Consider the following 14,813-nt stretch of genomic DNA (forward strand, 5'->3'; position numbering starts at 1 on the left):
GGGGCTCAGCGCCCCGCGCCGGCCGGCATCATCCGGTAGCCGACGCCGCGGACCGTACGGATGAAGCGCGGGTTGCTCATGTCCTCGCCCAGCTTCTTGCGCAGGTTGCGGATATGCACCTCGACGAGGTGGTGGTCCTGGCTCCATCCGTCCCCCCACACGCGGTCGAGGAGGGCTTCCCGCGTCCAGACGCGCTGCGGGCCGGCCAGGAGCGTCGCGAGCAGGTCGAACTCGATGCGGGTCAGCGCCAGTTCCCGGCCCGCCAGGGTCACGATGCGCCCCTCTACGTCCATGGTGAGCCCGTCGTGCCGGAGCAGGTCGTCGCGCGGCGCCTCGGAGCGCTCGGGCTGCCCGGTACGGGGGCGGCGGAACATCGCGGACACGCGCGCCGAGAACTCCCTCGGGCTGAACGGCTTCCCGATGAAGTCGTCCGCGCCGATCTCGAGCCCGATCAGCCGGTCGATCTCGTCCTGCCGGGCGGTCACCATCACGATGTACGCGTCGCTGACGGCCCGGCACTGACGGCAGACCTCGACGCCGTCGAGGTCCGGCAGATTCAGGTCGAGGGTGATGAGATCCGGCCGGTGCTCCTTCAGGACGGCCAGGCCTTCGAACCCCGTGGACGCTTCGAGGACCGCGAATCCGTTCATGCGGAGGGTCGTCGCCAGCAACGCGCGGATGTCCGGATCGTCCTCGACGACGAGCGCGGAGCGCTGCGAGGGGGCATCGGACATGAATCAAGACTTTCACAGAATGCCGCCGCCCGGGGGCCAGGATTTCCCGGCCCCCGGGAGCCGCACGCGAGGCAGTACCGAGAAGTGGCCGTAAACTGCCCGGATGCAGCCGACCACGCTCCGGACCGTCCAGGTGGGACGCTTCACCCTCCGAATCCGCACCACCCCGGGGCCCGTGTCCCCCGGCTCGCCGCGCGCCCCCTATGTCCTCGTGCACGGACTCGGCATGACCCACCACTACCTCGACCGGCTGCGGGCCGAACTCGCGGCCGACGCCGTCGTGCACGCCGTGGACCTCCCCGGCTACGGGCCGGACCCGCGGCCGCGGACACCGCTCAGCGTCGAGGACCATGCAGCCCTGATCGTCGAAGCGCTCGGTCTGCTCGGTATCCGCTCGTGCACGCTGATCGGCCACTCGATGGGCGTGCAGTTCGTCACGGAGGCCGCCCTGCAGTCGCCGACCCTGGCGGAGCGCGTCGTCCTGATCGGCCCGGTGGTGGACCGGCTCCGCCGCACTGTCTTCCAGCAGGCCGTCTCCCTCGCCCACGACACGCTGCGCGAGAGCCCGTCCGCCAACCTGATCGTGGGCCGGGACTATCTGCAGACCGGGACGCGCTGGTACCTGCGCCAGGTGCGCCCCATGATGGACTACCCGCTGGAGCGCGCCGTCGAGCGCCTCCAGTGCCCGGTCCTGGTGATGCGGGGCGGGCGGGACCTCGTGGCACGACGACGGTGGTGCGAGGAGCTCGTCGCGCGCGCCCAGGACGGCGAACTCGTGGAGATCCCCGGCCAGCCGCACGTGGTGCAGCATTCTGCGGCGGACCGGGTCGCGGCCGAGATCGTCGCCTTTAGCACGCGAGGGCGGACGACCTCCACGACTTTCTTGCCTGAAGCTTCGGAGGAGACGTCGGGAAAACTTGAACATCACAGCGCATAGTGGATACAAGGCAGCCGATCCCGTCCCCGGACCTCCGATCGGCTGCGACGACACCACGCCTCGCCGGCGCGGCCCAGCACCAACGGGTGTCCCCAAGTCTTCGGGAGGAAGATCGCATGTCTGAACTGGAAGAGTGGTCGACCAGCCGCCTCCTCACCACCGCCGCACGCCTCGTGGATCACGCGTGGAACGAGAGGCTGCTGGACATCGGGATCACCCATGCGGGTTACACCACCCTCGGCGTACTGTCCCGTACGGGCACCATGACGGGTGCCAAGCTCGCGCTCGCCGTGCACGTGCAGGCCCAGACGATCGGCAAGACCATCGAGAAGCTCGAGCGCCAGGGCTTCATCTCCCGCATCCGTGACAGCGTCGACCGCCGTAGCCAGCGCATCACGATCACCCAGGCCGGCATCGAGGCGCTCGCGAAGGCCGAGGACATCGAGCGGTCGCTGATGATCGGTGAGGGGCTGGAATCCGTCGAGCTCCGTAGGCTCCTGCGCGGCATCATCGGGGAGCTCGCTCCGCAGCGGCAGAAGCCCGTCGTCACCGCCGTCTGACGACCTCGACATCACGCACGGTGCGGCCGTGCCAGGCCTGATCGCGCGAGCCCTGCGAGGTCGTTGAAGCTGTACAGGTGGATCCCCTCATAGCCCGCGCCGTCGAGCGCCGCCACCAGCGGTGCAGGGTCGTAGGACGCCGAGGACAGCAGCTGCCGGACCACGGACCCGGTCTCGGCCCCGCCGGCCGAGCGCCGGAGGAAGCCGAGGGACTGTCCCACCCCGATCGTGCCGGCCAGCCGCAGCAGGCGGCCGACGCGGACCGGTCCGGGGACGCCCGCCCACACCGGCAGCGTGACCCCCTCGCGACGCAGCCGCGGCACGAAGGCGCGCAGGGTGTCCGGGGAGAAACAGAGCTGCGTGACACCCCAAGACGCCAGACCCTGCTTCGCGAGCAGCGTCCCCAGAAGCTCTTCGTCCGTGCTGGCTGGATGCCCCTCGGGGTAGACCGCGACGCCCTGGCGCAATGTCCCGCCGGAGAGGTCCGCGAGATCCTCCATGAGCGGCCCGCTCCACGTGTAGGGTCCGGCGGCGTCGGCAGCGTCCCCGCCGATCACGAAGACGTCCCGGATCCCCGCATCCATGCACCGCGCGACATACCCGGCGAGGTCGGACCGGCCGGCCACCGAACGCGCGGCCAGGTGTGGGACGGCGGTGTAGCCCGCTTCCGCGAGCCGTACCGCGGTGTCCACGGTCTCGCCCGGGCCGTGGTGCGGCAGGCAGGTGACGGTGACGACGGCGGGGGCGGGCAGGTGGGCCCGGAGCCGGTCCTCGAGGCCGGCGCCGGGGACGACCTCGATCCGGACCGGCAGGTCAGGCACGGATGCTCAGCACTCCACGACGTTCAGGGCCAGTCCCCCGCGCGCGGTTTCCTTGTACTTGTCCATCATGTCGGCGCCGGTGTCGCGCATGGTCTTGATCGCGACGTCGAGCGAGACATGGTGCTGCCCGTCCCCGCGGACGGCCATCCGCGCGGCGGTGATGGCCTTCATCGCCCCGACGGCGTTCCGTTCGATGCACGGGATCTGCACGAGCCCGCCCACGGGGTCGCACGTCAGGCCGAGGTTGTGCTCGATCCCGATCTCGGCGGCGTTCTCCACCTGTTCCGGCGTGCCGCCCAGCACTTCGGCCAGCGCTCCCGCGGCCATGGCGCACGCCGATCCCACCTCGCCCTGACAGCCCACCTCCGCGCCGGAGATGGACGCGTTCTTCTTGAACAGGGAGCCGATCGCGGTCGCCGCGAGCAGGAACCGGACCACGCCGTCGTCGTCGGCCCCCGGGACGAAGTCCACGTAGTACTTGAGCACCGCCGGGATGATGCCCGCCGCGCCGTTAGTGGGTGCCGTGACGACGCGGCCGCCGGCGGCGTTCTCCTCGTTGACGGCCAGCGCGAACAGCGTCACCCACTCCATCGTGCCGAGGCGGTCGGTCGGATCGTCGACCCTCTCGAGCAGCTGGCGCTGCCGTTCAGCCCTGCGCCGGACACCCAGACCGCCGGGCAGGATGCCGCCGGTGGTCGTGCCGCGCCGGATGGTGTCCTGCATGACGGACCAGATCCCGAGCAGCCCCTCCCTGACCTCGGCCTCCGATCGCCAGGCGAGTTCATTGGCGAGGACGACGTCCGAGAAGGACGAACCGGTCCGCCGGCAGAGGTCCAGCAGCTGGTCCGCGGTGTCGAACGGGTGGGACACCGGGATGGGCTCCACGGCAGCGGTCTCCGAGCCGATCTCGTCCTCGTCCAGGACGAATCCGCCCCCGACCGAGAAGTATTCCCGAGAAAGAATAACTACTCCCTCGCCGGTGTATGCCGAGAATCGCATGCCATTGGTGTGGTAATCCAGGCGCTGGCGGCGATGCAGCAGCACGTCCGTCTCCGGATCGAAGGCGATCCGGAGCTCACCGGCGAGGCAGAGGGACCGGGACTCGCCGATGGAGGCCACGCGGGCGTCCGCCGAGGTGGCATCCACGAGATGCGGCTGGTCGCCCTCCAGACCCAGCAGCACGGCCTTCACCGTGCCGTGGCCGTGGCCCGTCACGCCGAGCGAGCCGAAGAGGTCGACCTGCACGCGGTGCACGCCGTCGAGCAGTCCCTCCGCGCGGAGCCGGTCGGTGAACAGGTAGGCGGCGGTCATCGGGCCGCCGGTGTGTGAGCTGGACGGGCCGATCCCGATCTTGAAGAGGTCGAAGGCGCTGATGGTCACTGCGGTGCACCGGCGGGCTTCTCACGCCGGTAGAACGGCGTGGGGGTCACGGTGAAGGGCTCCGGACGGCCGCGGAGGTCCACCTGCAGTTCGGTGCCGACGGCGGCGTGCGCGGCGTCGACGTAGGCGAGGGCGATCGGGTAGCCGAGGGTGGGACTGGGCAGTCCGGACGTGACGGTCCCGACGGTGGTGCCGTCGACGACGACGTCGTACCCGGCGCGGGCGGAACGGCGCCCGACGGCGCGCAGACCGACGAGGCGACGGGCGGGCTCGATGGCCTTGAGGGGTTCGAGCACGTCCCGGCCCACGAAGTCGTCGGCCTTCTTGATGCTGACGACGGGGCCGAGACCGGCCTCGAAGGGGTTCGTGTCGAGGCCGAGTTCATGCCCGTACAGCGGCATGCCGGCCTCCAGGCGGAGCGAGTCACGGGCCGCCAGGCCGCAGGGCAGGAGTCCGTGGGCGGCACCGGCCGCCAGGGCGGCGTCCCACAGGCGCACCGCGAAGCTCGTGCCGACGTAGATCTCGAAGCCGTCCTCCCCCGTGTACCCGGTGCGGGCCAGCAGGACGGGGAGTCCCGCGAGTTCCACCTCGGCGGCCGCGTAGTACTTCAGGTCCCGGATGGTCGCCGCGTCCTCGGGGCGCGCGAGGTCCAGGAGGACGGCCTCGGCCGTGGGGCCCTGCACGGCGACGAGGGCCGTGGTGTCCGACTGGTCCTCGACGGCGACGTCGAAGCCCGCGGCGCGCTGCCGCAGTTCCTCGGCGACGGCGTCCGCGTTGGAGGCGTTCGGCACCACGAGGAACGAGTCCTCGGCGAGCCGGTACGTGATGAGGTCGTCGATCACCCCGCCGTCGGCCGTGCAGATCAACGAGTACTTGGCCTTCCCGACGGCGATCACCGCGAGGTTGCTGACGAGGGCGTAGTTGAGGAAGGCGGCCGCCTGGGGGCCACTGACGAGGATCTCGCCCATGTGGGAGAGGTCGAAGAGCCCGGCGGCCCGGCGGACCGTATGGTGCTCCTCGAGTTCGCTCCGGTACTTCAGGGGCATCTGCCACCCGCCGAAGTCGGTGAAGGACGCCCCGAGCGCCTCGTGGCGGGTGTACAGGGCCGTGTGCTTGCTCTGCTCGCTCATGGGATTCCTAGTCTTCGAAGGCTTCGATGGGCGGGCAGGAGCAGATGAGGTTGCGGTCGCCGTGGGCGCCGTCGATCCTGCGCACCGGCGGGAAGTACTTGTCGTGGTGCAGCGAGCGCAACGGGTACGCGGCGAGTTCGCGCGGGTAGGCCTGCGTCCAGTCGTCGGCGACGAGGGCGCGCGCGGTGTGCGGTGCCTGCCGGAGCGGGCTCTCCTCGAGGCTGAAGTCGCCCGACGCCACACGGTCGATCTCACCCCTGATCGCGATCATGGCGTCGACGAAGCGGTCCAGTTCGGCGAGGTCCTCGGACTCCGTCGGCTCGACCATCAGGGTCCCGGCGACGGGGAAGGACAGCGTGGGGGCGTGGAACCCGTAGTCGATGAGGCGCTTGGCGACGTCCTCGGCCGTGACCCCGGTGGCCGCCGTCAGCGGGCGGAGGTCCAGGATGCACTCGTGGGCCACGAGGCCCTGCACCCCGGTGTAGAGCACGGGGAAGTGTTCGGTCAGGCGGGCCGCGACGTAGTTCGCGGCGAGCAGGGCGTGCGCCGTGGCGCTGGTGAGGCCCTCGGAGCCCATGAGCGCGATGTACGCCCAGGAGATCGGCAGGACACCCGCGGAGCCGTACATGGACCCGGAGACCGGCGCTCCACCCTCTCCGCCGTCCGTCGCGATGTCCCGGTTCGCGTCACCGGGGAGGAACGGCGCGAGGTGCGCGGCGACGGCCACGGGGCCGACGCCGGGCCCGCCGCCGCCGTGCGGGATGCAGAAGGTCTTGTGGAGGTTCAGGTGGGAGACGTCGCCGCCGAACTCGCCCGGCTGCGCGAGCCCCACGAGCGCGTTGAGGTTCGCGCCGTCGATGTAGACCTGGCCGCCGGCCTCGTGGACCTTCTCGCAGACCCAGCGCACGTCCTCCTCGAACACCCCGTGGGTGGAGGGGTAGGTGATCATGATCGCGGAGAGGTTCGCCGCGTGCTGCTCGATCTTCGCGAGGAGGTCGTCGTGGTCGATGTTGCCGTTGGCCGCCGTCCCCACGACCACCACCTTCATGCCCGCCAGCACGGCGGACGCCGCGTTGGTGCCGTGGGCCGAGGACGGGATGAGGCAGATGGTCCGGTTCTCGTCCCCGCGCGAGCGGTGGTAGCCACGGATGGCGAGGAGGCCCGCGAGCTCGCCCTGCGAGCCGGCATTGGGCTGGAGGGACACGCGGGCGTACCCGGTGATCTCGGCGAGCCGGTCCTCGAGGTCCGTGATCAGCTCGCGCCACCCCTCGGTCTGGTTGTCCGGCGCGAACGGGTGGATGGACGCGAACTCGGGCCAGGAGATGGACTCCATCTCGACCGTCGCGTTGAGCTTCATGGTGCAGGAGCCCAGGGGGATCATGGTGCGGTCCAGGGCGAGGTCCCGGTCCGAGAGCCGGCGCAGGTAGCGCAGCATCGCCGTTTCCGAGCGGTGCAGGGAGAACACCGGGTGCGTCATGAACGCGGATGTCCGGTGCAGGTCCGCGGGGATGCGCTCGCCCGCGCTCTCCCCGACGGTACCGCCGAAGACGGCGGCGACGGCGGCGACATGCTCCGGCGTCGTCGTCTCGTCGCAGGAGATCCCGAGGTGGTCGGCGTCGACGCGGCGGAGGTTGTAGCCCGCGGCCTCGGCCGCGTCCGCGAACTCGGCGGCCCTGCCGGGGACCCGGATCAGGAGGGTGTCGAAGAACGCGGCGTGCACCACCGTCGCCTCCGAGTGCTCGAGCGCCGCGGCGAGGGCGACGGCGCGCCGGTGGGCGGTGCGCGCGATCGCCGTGAGCCCCTCCGGCCCGTGGTAGACGGCGTACATCGAGGCGACGATCGCCAGGAGGGCCTGCGCGGTGCAGATGTTGCTCGTGGCCTTCTCGCGGCGGATGTGCTGCTCGCGGGTCTGCAGCGCCAGACGGTACGCGGGGGCGCCGTCGGCGTCCTTCGAGACGCCCACGAGGCGGCCGGGCAGCATCCGCTCGAGGCCCTTGCGCACCGCCATGTAGGCAGCGTGCGGGCCGCCGAAGAAGAGCGGGACGCCGAAGCGCTGCGCGGACCCGACGGCGATATCGGCGCCCTGCTCTCCCGGCGCCGTGATGAGGGTCAGGGAGAGGAGGTCGGCGGCGACCGTGACGAGGGCGCCGCGCTCCTTCGCCGCGCTGATGACGGCCGTCTGGTCGCGCAGGGCGCCGGAGGCGCCGGGCTGCTGGAGGACCACGCCGTTGATGTCGCCGTCGGGCAGGCCCGCCGAGAGGTCCGCCACCTCGACGTCGAACCCGAGGGCCTCGGCGCGGCCGCGGACGACGGCGACGGTCTGCGGGAGGGCATCGGCGTCGATCACCGTGCGGCCCTTGTTCTTCCCGGATCGGCGCATGAGGAGGACGGCCTCCGCGACGGCGGAGGCCTCGTCGAGCAGCGAGGCGTTGGCGATGTCGAGGGCCGTGAGGTCCTGGACCATGGTCTGGAAGTTGAGGAGCGCCTCGAGGCGGCCCTGGGAGATCTCCGGCTGGTAGGGCGTGTAGGCCGTGTACCAGGCCGGCGACTCGAGGACGTTCCGTCGGATGACCGGGGGCGTGACGGTGTCGAAGTAGCCCTGGCCGATCATCTGCACCGCGGTCCTGTTCCGGCCCGCGATCCGGCGGAGCTGCGCCAGGACCTCGGTCTCGCTCAGGGCCCCCGGGAGGTCCAGCGCACCCTTGAGTCGGATGCTGGCCGGGACCGCCAGATCCACGAGCTTGTCGAGGCTCGGGTAGCCGAGGACTTCGAGCATGCGCCCGGCGTCCGAGGTGCGGGGGCCGATATGGCGGTCGGCGAAGGTCGACGCGATGTCGGGGGAGGCAGTCATGGGAACTCCGTACGTCGGATGAGGTGCGCGGGCGCGCGGGCCTGGTCGGATTCCTCCCCGCTCTGTAGGGGACCTGAGAGTTTCCGCAGGCTCCGTGCCTGCTTGCACCGTCGGTGAGCACGGACGCCGTCCGGGCTGCTTTCCAGAGTTGCCTAGCCGCAGCGGTACCTTCGCCTGAGAGATTCCTGGGGAGGATTTGCTCCTACGGCGCCTGCCGGTGTGTGGGTCACCAGCAGAACTCTCCCGCTGCAGATCGGTGGCGTATTCAATTGGGTGGCGCTGCATGTGAGCCGCCCCACAGCCTACCGCGCGCGCCGGAGCGGAGGCAAAGGGCGCGGCCGCCGGGGCGGCACCCTACCCGTCACCCCGCTCCGGCGGAAGAGTGCCGCGGATGACGCCGTCGGGAACGCCCCCTGCCGGACACCTCCGGGCTAGCGTGACCACGACAGTCTCATCCGCATCAGGAGTATCAATGACGATTCCGCGCCTCCGCTCCGCCCTCGCCTCCCTGGCCCTGCTCGCCGCCGTCGTGGTGCCGGCGGCGCCGGCCACGGCAGCGCCCGCCTCCTACGTCGCCCTCGGCGATTCGTACTCCTCGGGCACCGGGACGCGCGCCTACCTGGTGGACGGGACGACCTGCCAGCGCTCCGTCCACGCGTTCCCCGCCCTCATCGCGAGCGCCCGGGGGTACGCCCTGGACTTCCGCGCCTGCTCCGGCGCCACCATCAGCGACGTCGCGGCCGCTCAGCTGGGCGCGTTGACGCCGGCGACGTCGTACGTGTCCGTGAGCGTCGGCGGGAACGACGCCGCGTTCGTCGCCGTCCTGACCGAGTGCGCCAAGCCCGCGTGGATGAGCAACTGCACCGCGGCCATCGACCGCGCCCAGGCCATCATCACCGGCCAGCTCCCCGGGCGTCTCGGCTCCCTGTACGACCAGATCCGCACCCGGGCGCCCCAGGCGTCCGTCACCGTGGCCGGGTACCCGCGGATCTTCAACGGCGAGGACTGCAACGCGGCCACCTGGTTCTCACCCACGGAGGAGGCACGCCTCAACGCCACGGCGGACCTGCTCAACCGGACGACGGCGACGGCCGCTGCTGCGGCGGGATTCACCTTCCGGGACCCGTCCGCCGTGTTCGAGGGGCACGCGGTGTGCGACGACGTCGAATGGCTGAACGGCCTCTCCAGCCCCATCTCGGACTCGTACCATCCCAACCGCTCGGGCCATGCCGCCGGCTACGCGCCCCTGGTCGGCCCGGCGCTGACCGGCGCCCCGCTGGCCGTCACCGCGGCGACGCTGCAGGCCGCAGAACGGTCCGGTCCCGCACTGGCCCGGGACCAGCGTGCGCATGCCGCGCAGGATGCCCGGATCGTCCCGGAGCGTTTCGTCCTGCCCGACCTCACGTCGCCGGCAGCGCGGGCCGCGGCGGCACGGGCCGGCGTCGACCTCGCCGATCCGGCGAGCATCGCCCGGGCGGACCGCGCGGCGGAGGTCCTGCAGCACGGTCGGCGGTAGCTCACCGGGCAGTACCGCCGCGGAGCCGCTGCCCGGCCGACGCCGCGGCGGACGGGGCCACGCCCGATAGATGCGTTTGCATGGAATAAGCGCCGGGGACAGCGGGTTCCATCAGCAGGCCCATGGTGGGCCCGGACACCGACCACGGGAGCATCACATGGCACGCGAACTGGAACTCGGACTCGACACCTTCGGGGACGTCACCCGCGGTGAGGACGGCACGCCCGTCCCGTACCCGCAGGTCATCCGCAACGTGATTGCCGAGGCGGTCCTCGCCGACCAGGTGGGTGTCGACTTCATCGGTCTCGGCGAGCACCACCGCGACGACTTCGCCATCTCCGCGCCCGAGACCGTGCTCGCGGCGATCGCCGGGCAGACGACGCGCATCCGCCTGGGGTCGGCCGTGACGGTCCTCAGCTCCGACGATCCCGTGCGGGTCTACCAGCGGTTCGCCACGCTCGACGCCGCCTCGCAGGGACGGGCGGAGGTCATCCTCGGGCGGGGGTCCTTCACCGAGTCCTTCCCCCTCTTCGGGTACGAACTCTCCGACTACGAGCGACTGTTCGAGGAGAAGCTGGACCTGTTCTCGAAGCTGATCACCGAGCAGCCCGTCACCTGGTCCGGCAGCACCCGCCCGGGCCTGACGAACCACGAGGTCTACCCGAAGACCGAGGGCGGGCACCTGAAGACGTGGATCGGCGTGGGCGGCAGCCCGGAATCCGTGGTGCGGGCAGCCCGGTACGGCATGCCGCTCATGCTCGCGATCATCGGCGGCGACCCGGCACGGTTCGCCCCCTACGTGGATCTCTACCACCGGGCCCTGAACCAGCTCGGCCGGCCCACGCTGCCCATCGGCGTCCACTCGCCCGGCTACATCGCCGATTCGGACGAGCAGGCGCGGGAGGAACTGTGGCCGGACAACCGGATCATGCGCGACCGCATCGGCCGCGAGCGCGGCTGGGGGCCGACGACGCGCGAGGAATTCGAGCACGAGGCCGACTCCGGCTCCCTCTACGTGGGCTCACCGGAGACCGTCGCGCGGAAGATCGCCGCGACGGCACGGACGCTGGGGATCGACCGGTTCGACCTGAAGTACAGCGCCGGGCCGCTGCCCCACGAGAAACTCATGCACAGCATCGAGCTCTACGGCACCAAGGTCATCCCGATGGTCCGGGAGCTGCTCGCCTAGGCGGACCCCGTCCGGGACGAGCCGGTCTTCGCCTTTTCTTCGGTCTTCCTTCGCACTTCGACCACGGCCTGTTTGAACGGCGCCGGTCAGAGTGGAACCCAGGAGCACACTCCTCCGCGGTCCTCCCGCCGGTTCCGGTCCGTCCACCGGAGCCGGCGGGCAGCTCGACCGGGAGCCGCTCCTGACCAGCGACCGACAGGACCGACGTGGCACAGCTTCCCGCGCTCGACCGGCGGACACTCGAGAACCTCGGAGAGGAACTCTCCGACCCGCCGGGTGCCCTGGAATTCCTGCAGCTGTTCGCCACGATGCTCCCCCGACGGATCGACGCCGTGGAGACGGCCTTCGCCGCCCACGCCACGGACGACGCCGTCGTCGCCCTGCTCAGCCTCCACGCCAGCGCCGCCATGGTGGGCGCATGCCGGCTCGCGGAGGCGTCGTCCACCGCCCTGAAGAGCGTCGGAGAGCCCGCCCGGTACGGGGCGGAGGTCGCCCGGCTGCGGAGCCTCGCGACCGACTTTCAGTCGGCGTTGGGCGGCATCATCCGGTAGCCGACGCCGCGCACCGTCCGGATGAACCGCGGTGCCTTCGTGTCCTCGCCCAGTTTCTTCCGCAGGTTCCGGATGTGCACCTCGACGAGGTGCTGGTCGTTGACCCAGCCGTCGCCCCAGATACGCGAGAGCAGGGTCTCGCGCTGCCAGACCCTGCGGGGCCCGGAGACGAGCGTGGCCAGCAGGTCGAACTCGATCCGGGTGAGCGGCACCTCGACGCCGTCGAGCAGGGCGATCCGCCCCTCGGTGTCGATGGTGAGCGATCCGTGGGTCAGCACCCCCTCCGGCGGTTCCGGCGCGGCCGGGGGCGTGACCGACGTCGGCGTCCGGTCCCCCGCCTCCGCGTCGAGCAGCGGCTGGGAGATGCTCCGCACGGTGGTCCGCGGACGGCGGAACATGGCGTTCACGCGGGCCCCGACCTCGCGGGGGCTGAACGGCTTCACCACGAAGTCGTCCGCCCCGATCTCGAGGCCGATGAGGCGGTCGATCTCGTCCTGCCGGGCCGTGATCATGATGACGTAGGCGTCCGTCAGCGGGCGGATCTGGCGGCACACCTCCACGCCGTCGATGTCGGGCAGGTTCAGGTCGAGCGTCACGAGGTCCGGCCTGCGCTCCCGCACGAGGGCGACGCCCTGGCGCCCGTTCTCCGCCTCGATCGTGGTGAAGCCGCTCATGCCGAGCGTCATGACCAGCAACTGGCGCACATCGGCGTCGTCCTCGATGATGAGCGCCACACGCGCGTCGGGGTCAGTCGTCATGGCTAACACCCTGCCAGATCTCGATGCAGGGACCGAGTGCATCGGACCCGTGCTGCGCACTTTCCGGTCGGTTCCCGCGTCGGCGCCGAAGGATCGCTGCCATCAGCGACTCACCGCCAGGCGTGCTGCCAGCCAGGGCCCGACGTCGGGCCCCGGGAGCGGCATGGCGAGGTGGAAGCCCTGCCCGTAGTCGCATCCCCGGGTCAGCAGTTCCTCCCGGGTCGCCTCGCCGTTGACACCTTCCGCGACAACGCGGAGGTCCAGGCTGTGCGCGAGGTCGATGATCGACCCGACGAGCGCGCCGGCCCGCGCGTCGCCGCCCATCGCCGTGACGAAGGAGCGGTCGAGCTTCAGTTCGTCGACGGGGAGGTCCCGGAGGTAGGCCAGGGAGCTGTACCCGGTGCCGAAGTCGTCGATCGAGATCTGCACGCCCGCGGCCCTCAGCTGCGCGAGGATCCCGGCGGTCCCGGTCGGTGTGGACATCAGGACGTCCTCGGTGATCTCGAGCATGAGGCACGACGGCGGCACGTCGTGCTGCTCGAGCAGGCCGAGGATCTCGTGCGGGAGGCACGGCAGGATGCAGGAGCCCGACATGTTCACGGCCACGACGACGTCCAGTCCCTCGGCGCGCCAGCGGGCGACGCGCCGCACGGCCCTGCGGAGGACGAGCGAGGACAGTTGCGGCATCAGGCCCGCCTCCTCGGCGAGTGGCAGGAACGCGCTCGGAGGCAGCTGACCGCGGGTGGGGTGGTTCCAGCGGACGAGGGCCTCGACGCCGGTCATCGCGTGGTCGGCCAGGCGGAACTTGGGCTGGTAGTACAGCTCGAACTGGTCCCCCGCGAGCGCCGTGCGGATCTCCTGGACGGTGCGCAGCCGCAGTTCGCCGTCGTCGTCGTCCGTGGTGTCGTACACGTGGAAGCCGGTACGCTGCGTCTTCGCCCGGAACATGGCGATGTCGGCCTTGCGCATCAGCAGGCTGATGTCGGTGCCGTGCCGGGGCGTCAGGGCGATCCCGATGCTCGCGCTCACCTGCAGTGCGGCGGTGTCGATCTCCACGGGGCTGGCGAGTTCGGCGCCCAGCCGCTGCGCCGTCGCGACGGCCTCGTCCTCCGTCGCGTCGGCGAGGAAGACGGCGAACTCGTCCCCGCCGAGGCGCGCCAGCAGGTCGCCGGGGCCCAGCTGCCGCCGGAAGCGCCGTCCGACCTGCACGAGCAGCGCGTCCCCGACGTCGTGCCCGAGGGCGTCGTTCACGTGCTTGAAGCGGTCGAGGTCGATGATGAACAGCGCACCGGCACCGCCGCCGGCGAGGCGGTCGGGGACATCGGTCAACAGCGCACGGCGGTTCGGCAGTGACGTGAGCTCGTCGGTCCGGGCCAGGGCCACGAGCATGCGGTTCCGGAAGGCGAGGGGCACCGACGCCAGGCCCAGCGAGGCGGCCGCGAAGACCACCGCGAGTAGCGGGATGTCCAGCTGGGAGCCGATCACGAGCACCGCGAGTGCGGACGCGGTGGACACCAGGGGTGCGGCGAGCTCCGGGACGCCGCGGCTCCTGTGCCCCGGTCCGGTTCCCGCCGCGCCGTCCACCCAGGCTGCCACGGCCACCACCCCGGCCACCCAGCCGGCATCGATGATCGAACCGGCGCTGTAGTCCTCCAGACCGAGCGCATAGGCGACGTCGGCGGCGGAGAAGAGGATCATCCCGGCGATGAGGACCGGCCAGCGCGGCCCGATGTCGAGGCCCTTCGCCGCCAGGATCCCGCCCACCACCGTGACCACCAGCAGGTCCAGGAGCGGGTACGCGACCGTGACGGCCACCTCGAACACCGTCCCTCCGGCGGTGCCGGTCTGCAGGATCGGCGCCAGCAGCAGAGCCATGAGCGAGGCTGCGGCGAGCGCTCCGACGAGGCTGTCCAGGAGGACCGGCCACAGGAGACCACGCAGTTTCCGCACGAGCACCACCGCGAGGGCCCCGAGCATCAGCGGGTAGAACGCGAGGTAGGGCACGTCCGCCAGGGAGGTGAACCCGAGGGAGTCGGCACCCCCGAGCGATGCGACGTAGTAGGCGTCGCCGGCGGTGTAGGCGACGACGGCCCCGGTACCGAGCAGCACCTGCGGTTCGGTGCCGCGGGTCCGCACCACGGCGCCGATGCACAGGGCCACGGCGGCGAGTTCGGTCAGGATGCAGAGCCAGCCGTCGGAGAGCGGCTCGAAGGTCTCCGGGTCCCCCACGAGGAGGCCCGCGGTGTAGACGGTGAGCAGGCCCACCATCACGGCGGTGAGGACCCGTGCGGTGCCCCGCAGCTCGTCCCGGTCCGTGTCGGCGGCGCGGGGCGTGTTCCGCCGCATCGAGTGTCCGTCCTCCCTGGTGGCCATGGCGTTCATGGCA

12 protein-coding genes and 1 riboswitch are annotated in these 14,813 nt (G+C 71.3%); of the genes, 5 read left to right on the plus strand and 7 right to left on the minus strand.

Translation table 11 applies throughout. From position 1 onward, the window contains the following. Positions 1-5: 5 nt before the first annotated feature. Complete coding sequence (locus ACSGDB_RS13460) at positions 6-734, minus strand: response regulator (protein ID WP_434995350.1); 729 nt, start codon at positions 732-734, stop codon at positions 6-8. A gap of 103 nt (positions 735-837) precedes the next feature. Here ACSGDB_RS13460 and ACSGDB_RS13465 point away from each other — a divergent pair, with 103 nt between their 5' ends. Next, on the plus strand, positions 838-1,671 hold the full coding sequence (locus ACSGDB_RS13465) for an alpha/beta fold hydrolase (protein WP_434995351.1): 834 nt from the start codon (positions 838-840) through the stop codon (positions 1,669-1,671). 116 nt (positions 1,672-1,787) lie between these two features. Beyond that, positions 1,788-2,231, plus strand: coding sequence for a MarR family winged helix-turn-helix transcriptional regulator (locus tag ACSGDB_RS13470; RefSeq protein ID WP_434995353.1), 444 nt, complete (start codon positions 1,788-1,790; stop codon positions 2,229-2,231). Between the two features lie 11 nt (positions 2,232-2,242). On the opposite strand, the gene ACSGDB_RS13475 is transcribed toward ACSGDB_RS13470, so the two are convergent. The 4 genes from ACSGDB_RS13475 to gcvP are packed head-to-tail and all read right to left on the minus strand — an operon-like array spanning position 2,243 to position 8,413. Beyond that, positions 2,243-3,052, minus strand: coding sequence for a methylenetetrahydrofolate reductase (locus tag ACSGDB_RS13475; RefSeq protein ID WP_434995354.1), 810 nt, complete (start codon positions 3,050-3,052; stop codon positions 2,243-2,245). Between the two features lie 6 nt (positions 3,053-3,058). Beyond that, on the minus strand, positions 3,059-4,432 hold the full coding sequence (locus ACSGDB_RS13480; protein ID WP_434995355.1) for an L-serine ammonia-lyase: 1,374 nt from the start codon (positions 4,430-4,432) through the stop codon (positions 3,059-3,061). Continuing rightward, the gene (gcvT, locus tag ACSGDB_RS13485; RefSeq protein ID WP_434995356.1) at positions 4,429-5,562 is read right to left on the minus strand and encodes a glycine cleavage system aminomethyltransferase GcvT; all 1,134 of its coding nucleotides are present in this window, start codon (positions 5,560-5,562) and stop codon (positions 4,429-4,431) included. Before gcvT ends, ACSGDB_RS13480 begins: the two co-directional genes overlap by 4 nt. A 7-nt stretch (positions 5,563-5,569) precedes the next feature. After that, positions 5,570-8,413: an aminomethyl-transferring glycine dehydrogenase gene (gene gcvP, locus ACSGDB_RS13490; protein WP_434995357.1), complete on the minus strand. Its 2,844-nt coding sequence runs from the start codon at positions 8,411-8,413 to the stop codon at positions 5,570-5,572. A 152-nt stretch (positions 8,414-8,565) separates the two neighbouring features. Further along, a riboswitch (glycine riboswitch) is annotated at positions 8,566-8,669 on the minus strand. 216 nt (positions 8,670-8,885) lie between these two features. Here gcvP and ACSGDB_RS13495 point away from each other — a divergent pair. The 3 genes from ACSGDB_RS13495 (at position 8,886) to ACSGDB_RS13505 (ending at position 11,669) form a co-directional block, all read left to right on the plus strand. Beyond that, positions 8,886-9,929: an SGNH/GDSL hydrolase family protein gene (locus tag ACSGDB_RS13495; RefSeq protein WP_434995358.1), complete on the plus strand. Its 1,044-nt coding sequence runs from the start codon at positions 8,886-8,888 to the stop codon at positions 9,927-9,929. Positions 9,930-10,086: 157 nt separating this feature from the next. Then, positions 10,087-11,118, plus strand: a complete 1,032-nt coding sequence (locus ACSGDB_RS13500) for an LLM class flavin-dependent oxidoreductase (protein ID WP_434995359.1) — start codon at positions 10,087-10,089, stop codon at positions 11,116-11,118. A 206-nt stretch (positions 11,119-11,324) separates the two neighbouring features. Then, entirely contained in the window at positions 11,325-11,669 is a 345-nt protein-coding gene (locus tag ACSGDB_RS13505; protein WP_434995361.1) for a hypothetical protein, read from the plus strand. Here ACSGDB_RS13505 and ACSGDB_RS13510 read toward each other — a convergent pair. Beyond that, positions 11,639-12,427 carry a response regulator gene (locus ACSGDB_RS13510; RefSeq protein ID WP_434995363.1) on the minus strand — a complete coding sequence of 263 codons (789 nt, stop codon included), beginning with the start codon at positions 12,425-12,427 and terminating at the stop codon, positions 11,639-11,641. The two genes, ACSGDB_RS13505 and ACSGDB_RS13510, sit on opposite strands and share 31 nt — an antisense overlap. A 102-nt stretch (positions 12,428-12,529) precedes the next feature. Further along, positions 12,530-14,809 (minus strand): putative bifunctional diguanylate cyclase/phosphodiesterase, encoded by a 2,280-nt coding sequence (locus tag ACSGDB_RS13515; RefSeq protein WP_434995364.1) that lies wholly within the window; start codon positions 14,807-14,809, stop codon positions 12,530-12,532. Positions 14,810-14,813 lie beyond the last annotated feature (4 nt).

It is taken from the genome of Arthrobacter sp. Ld5, from assembly GCF_051172775.1.
Taxonomy (GTDB): domain Bacteria; phylum Actinomycetota; class Actinomycetes; order Actinomycetales; family Micrococcaceae; genus Arthrobacter_D.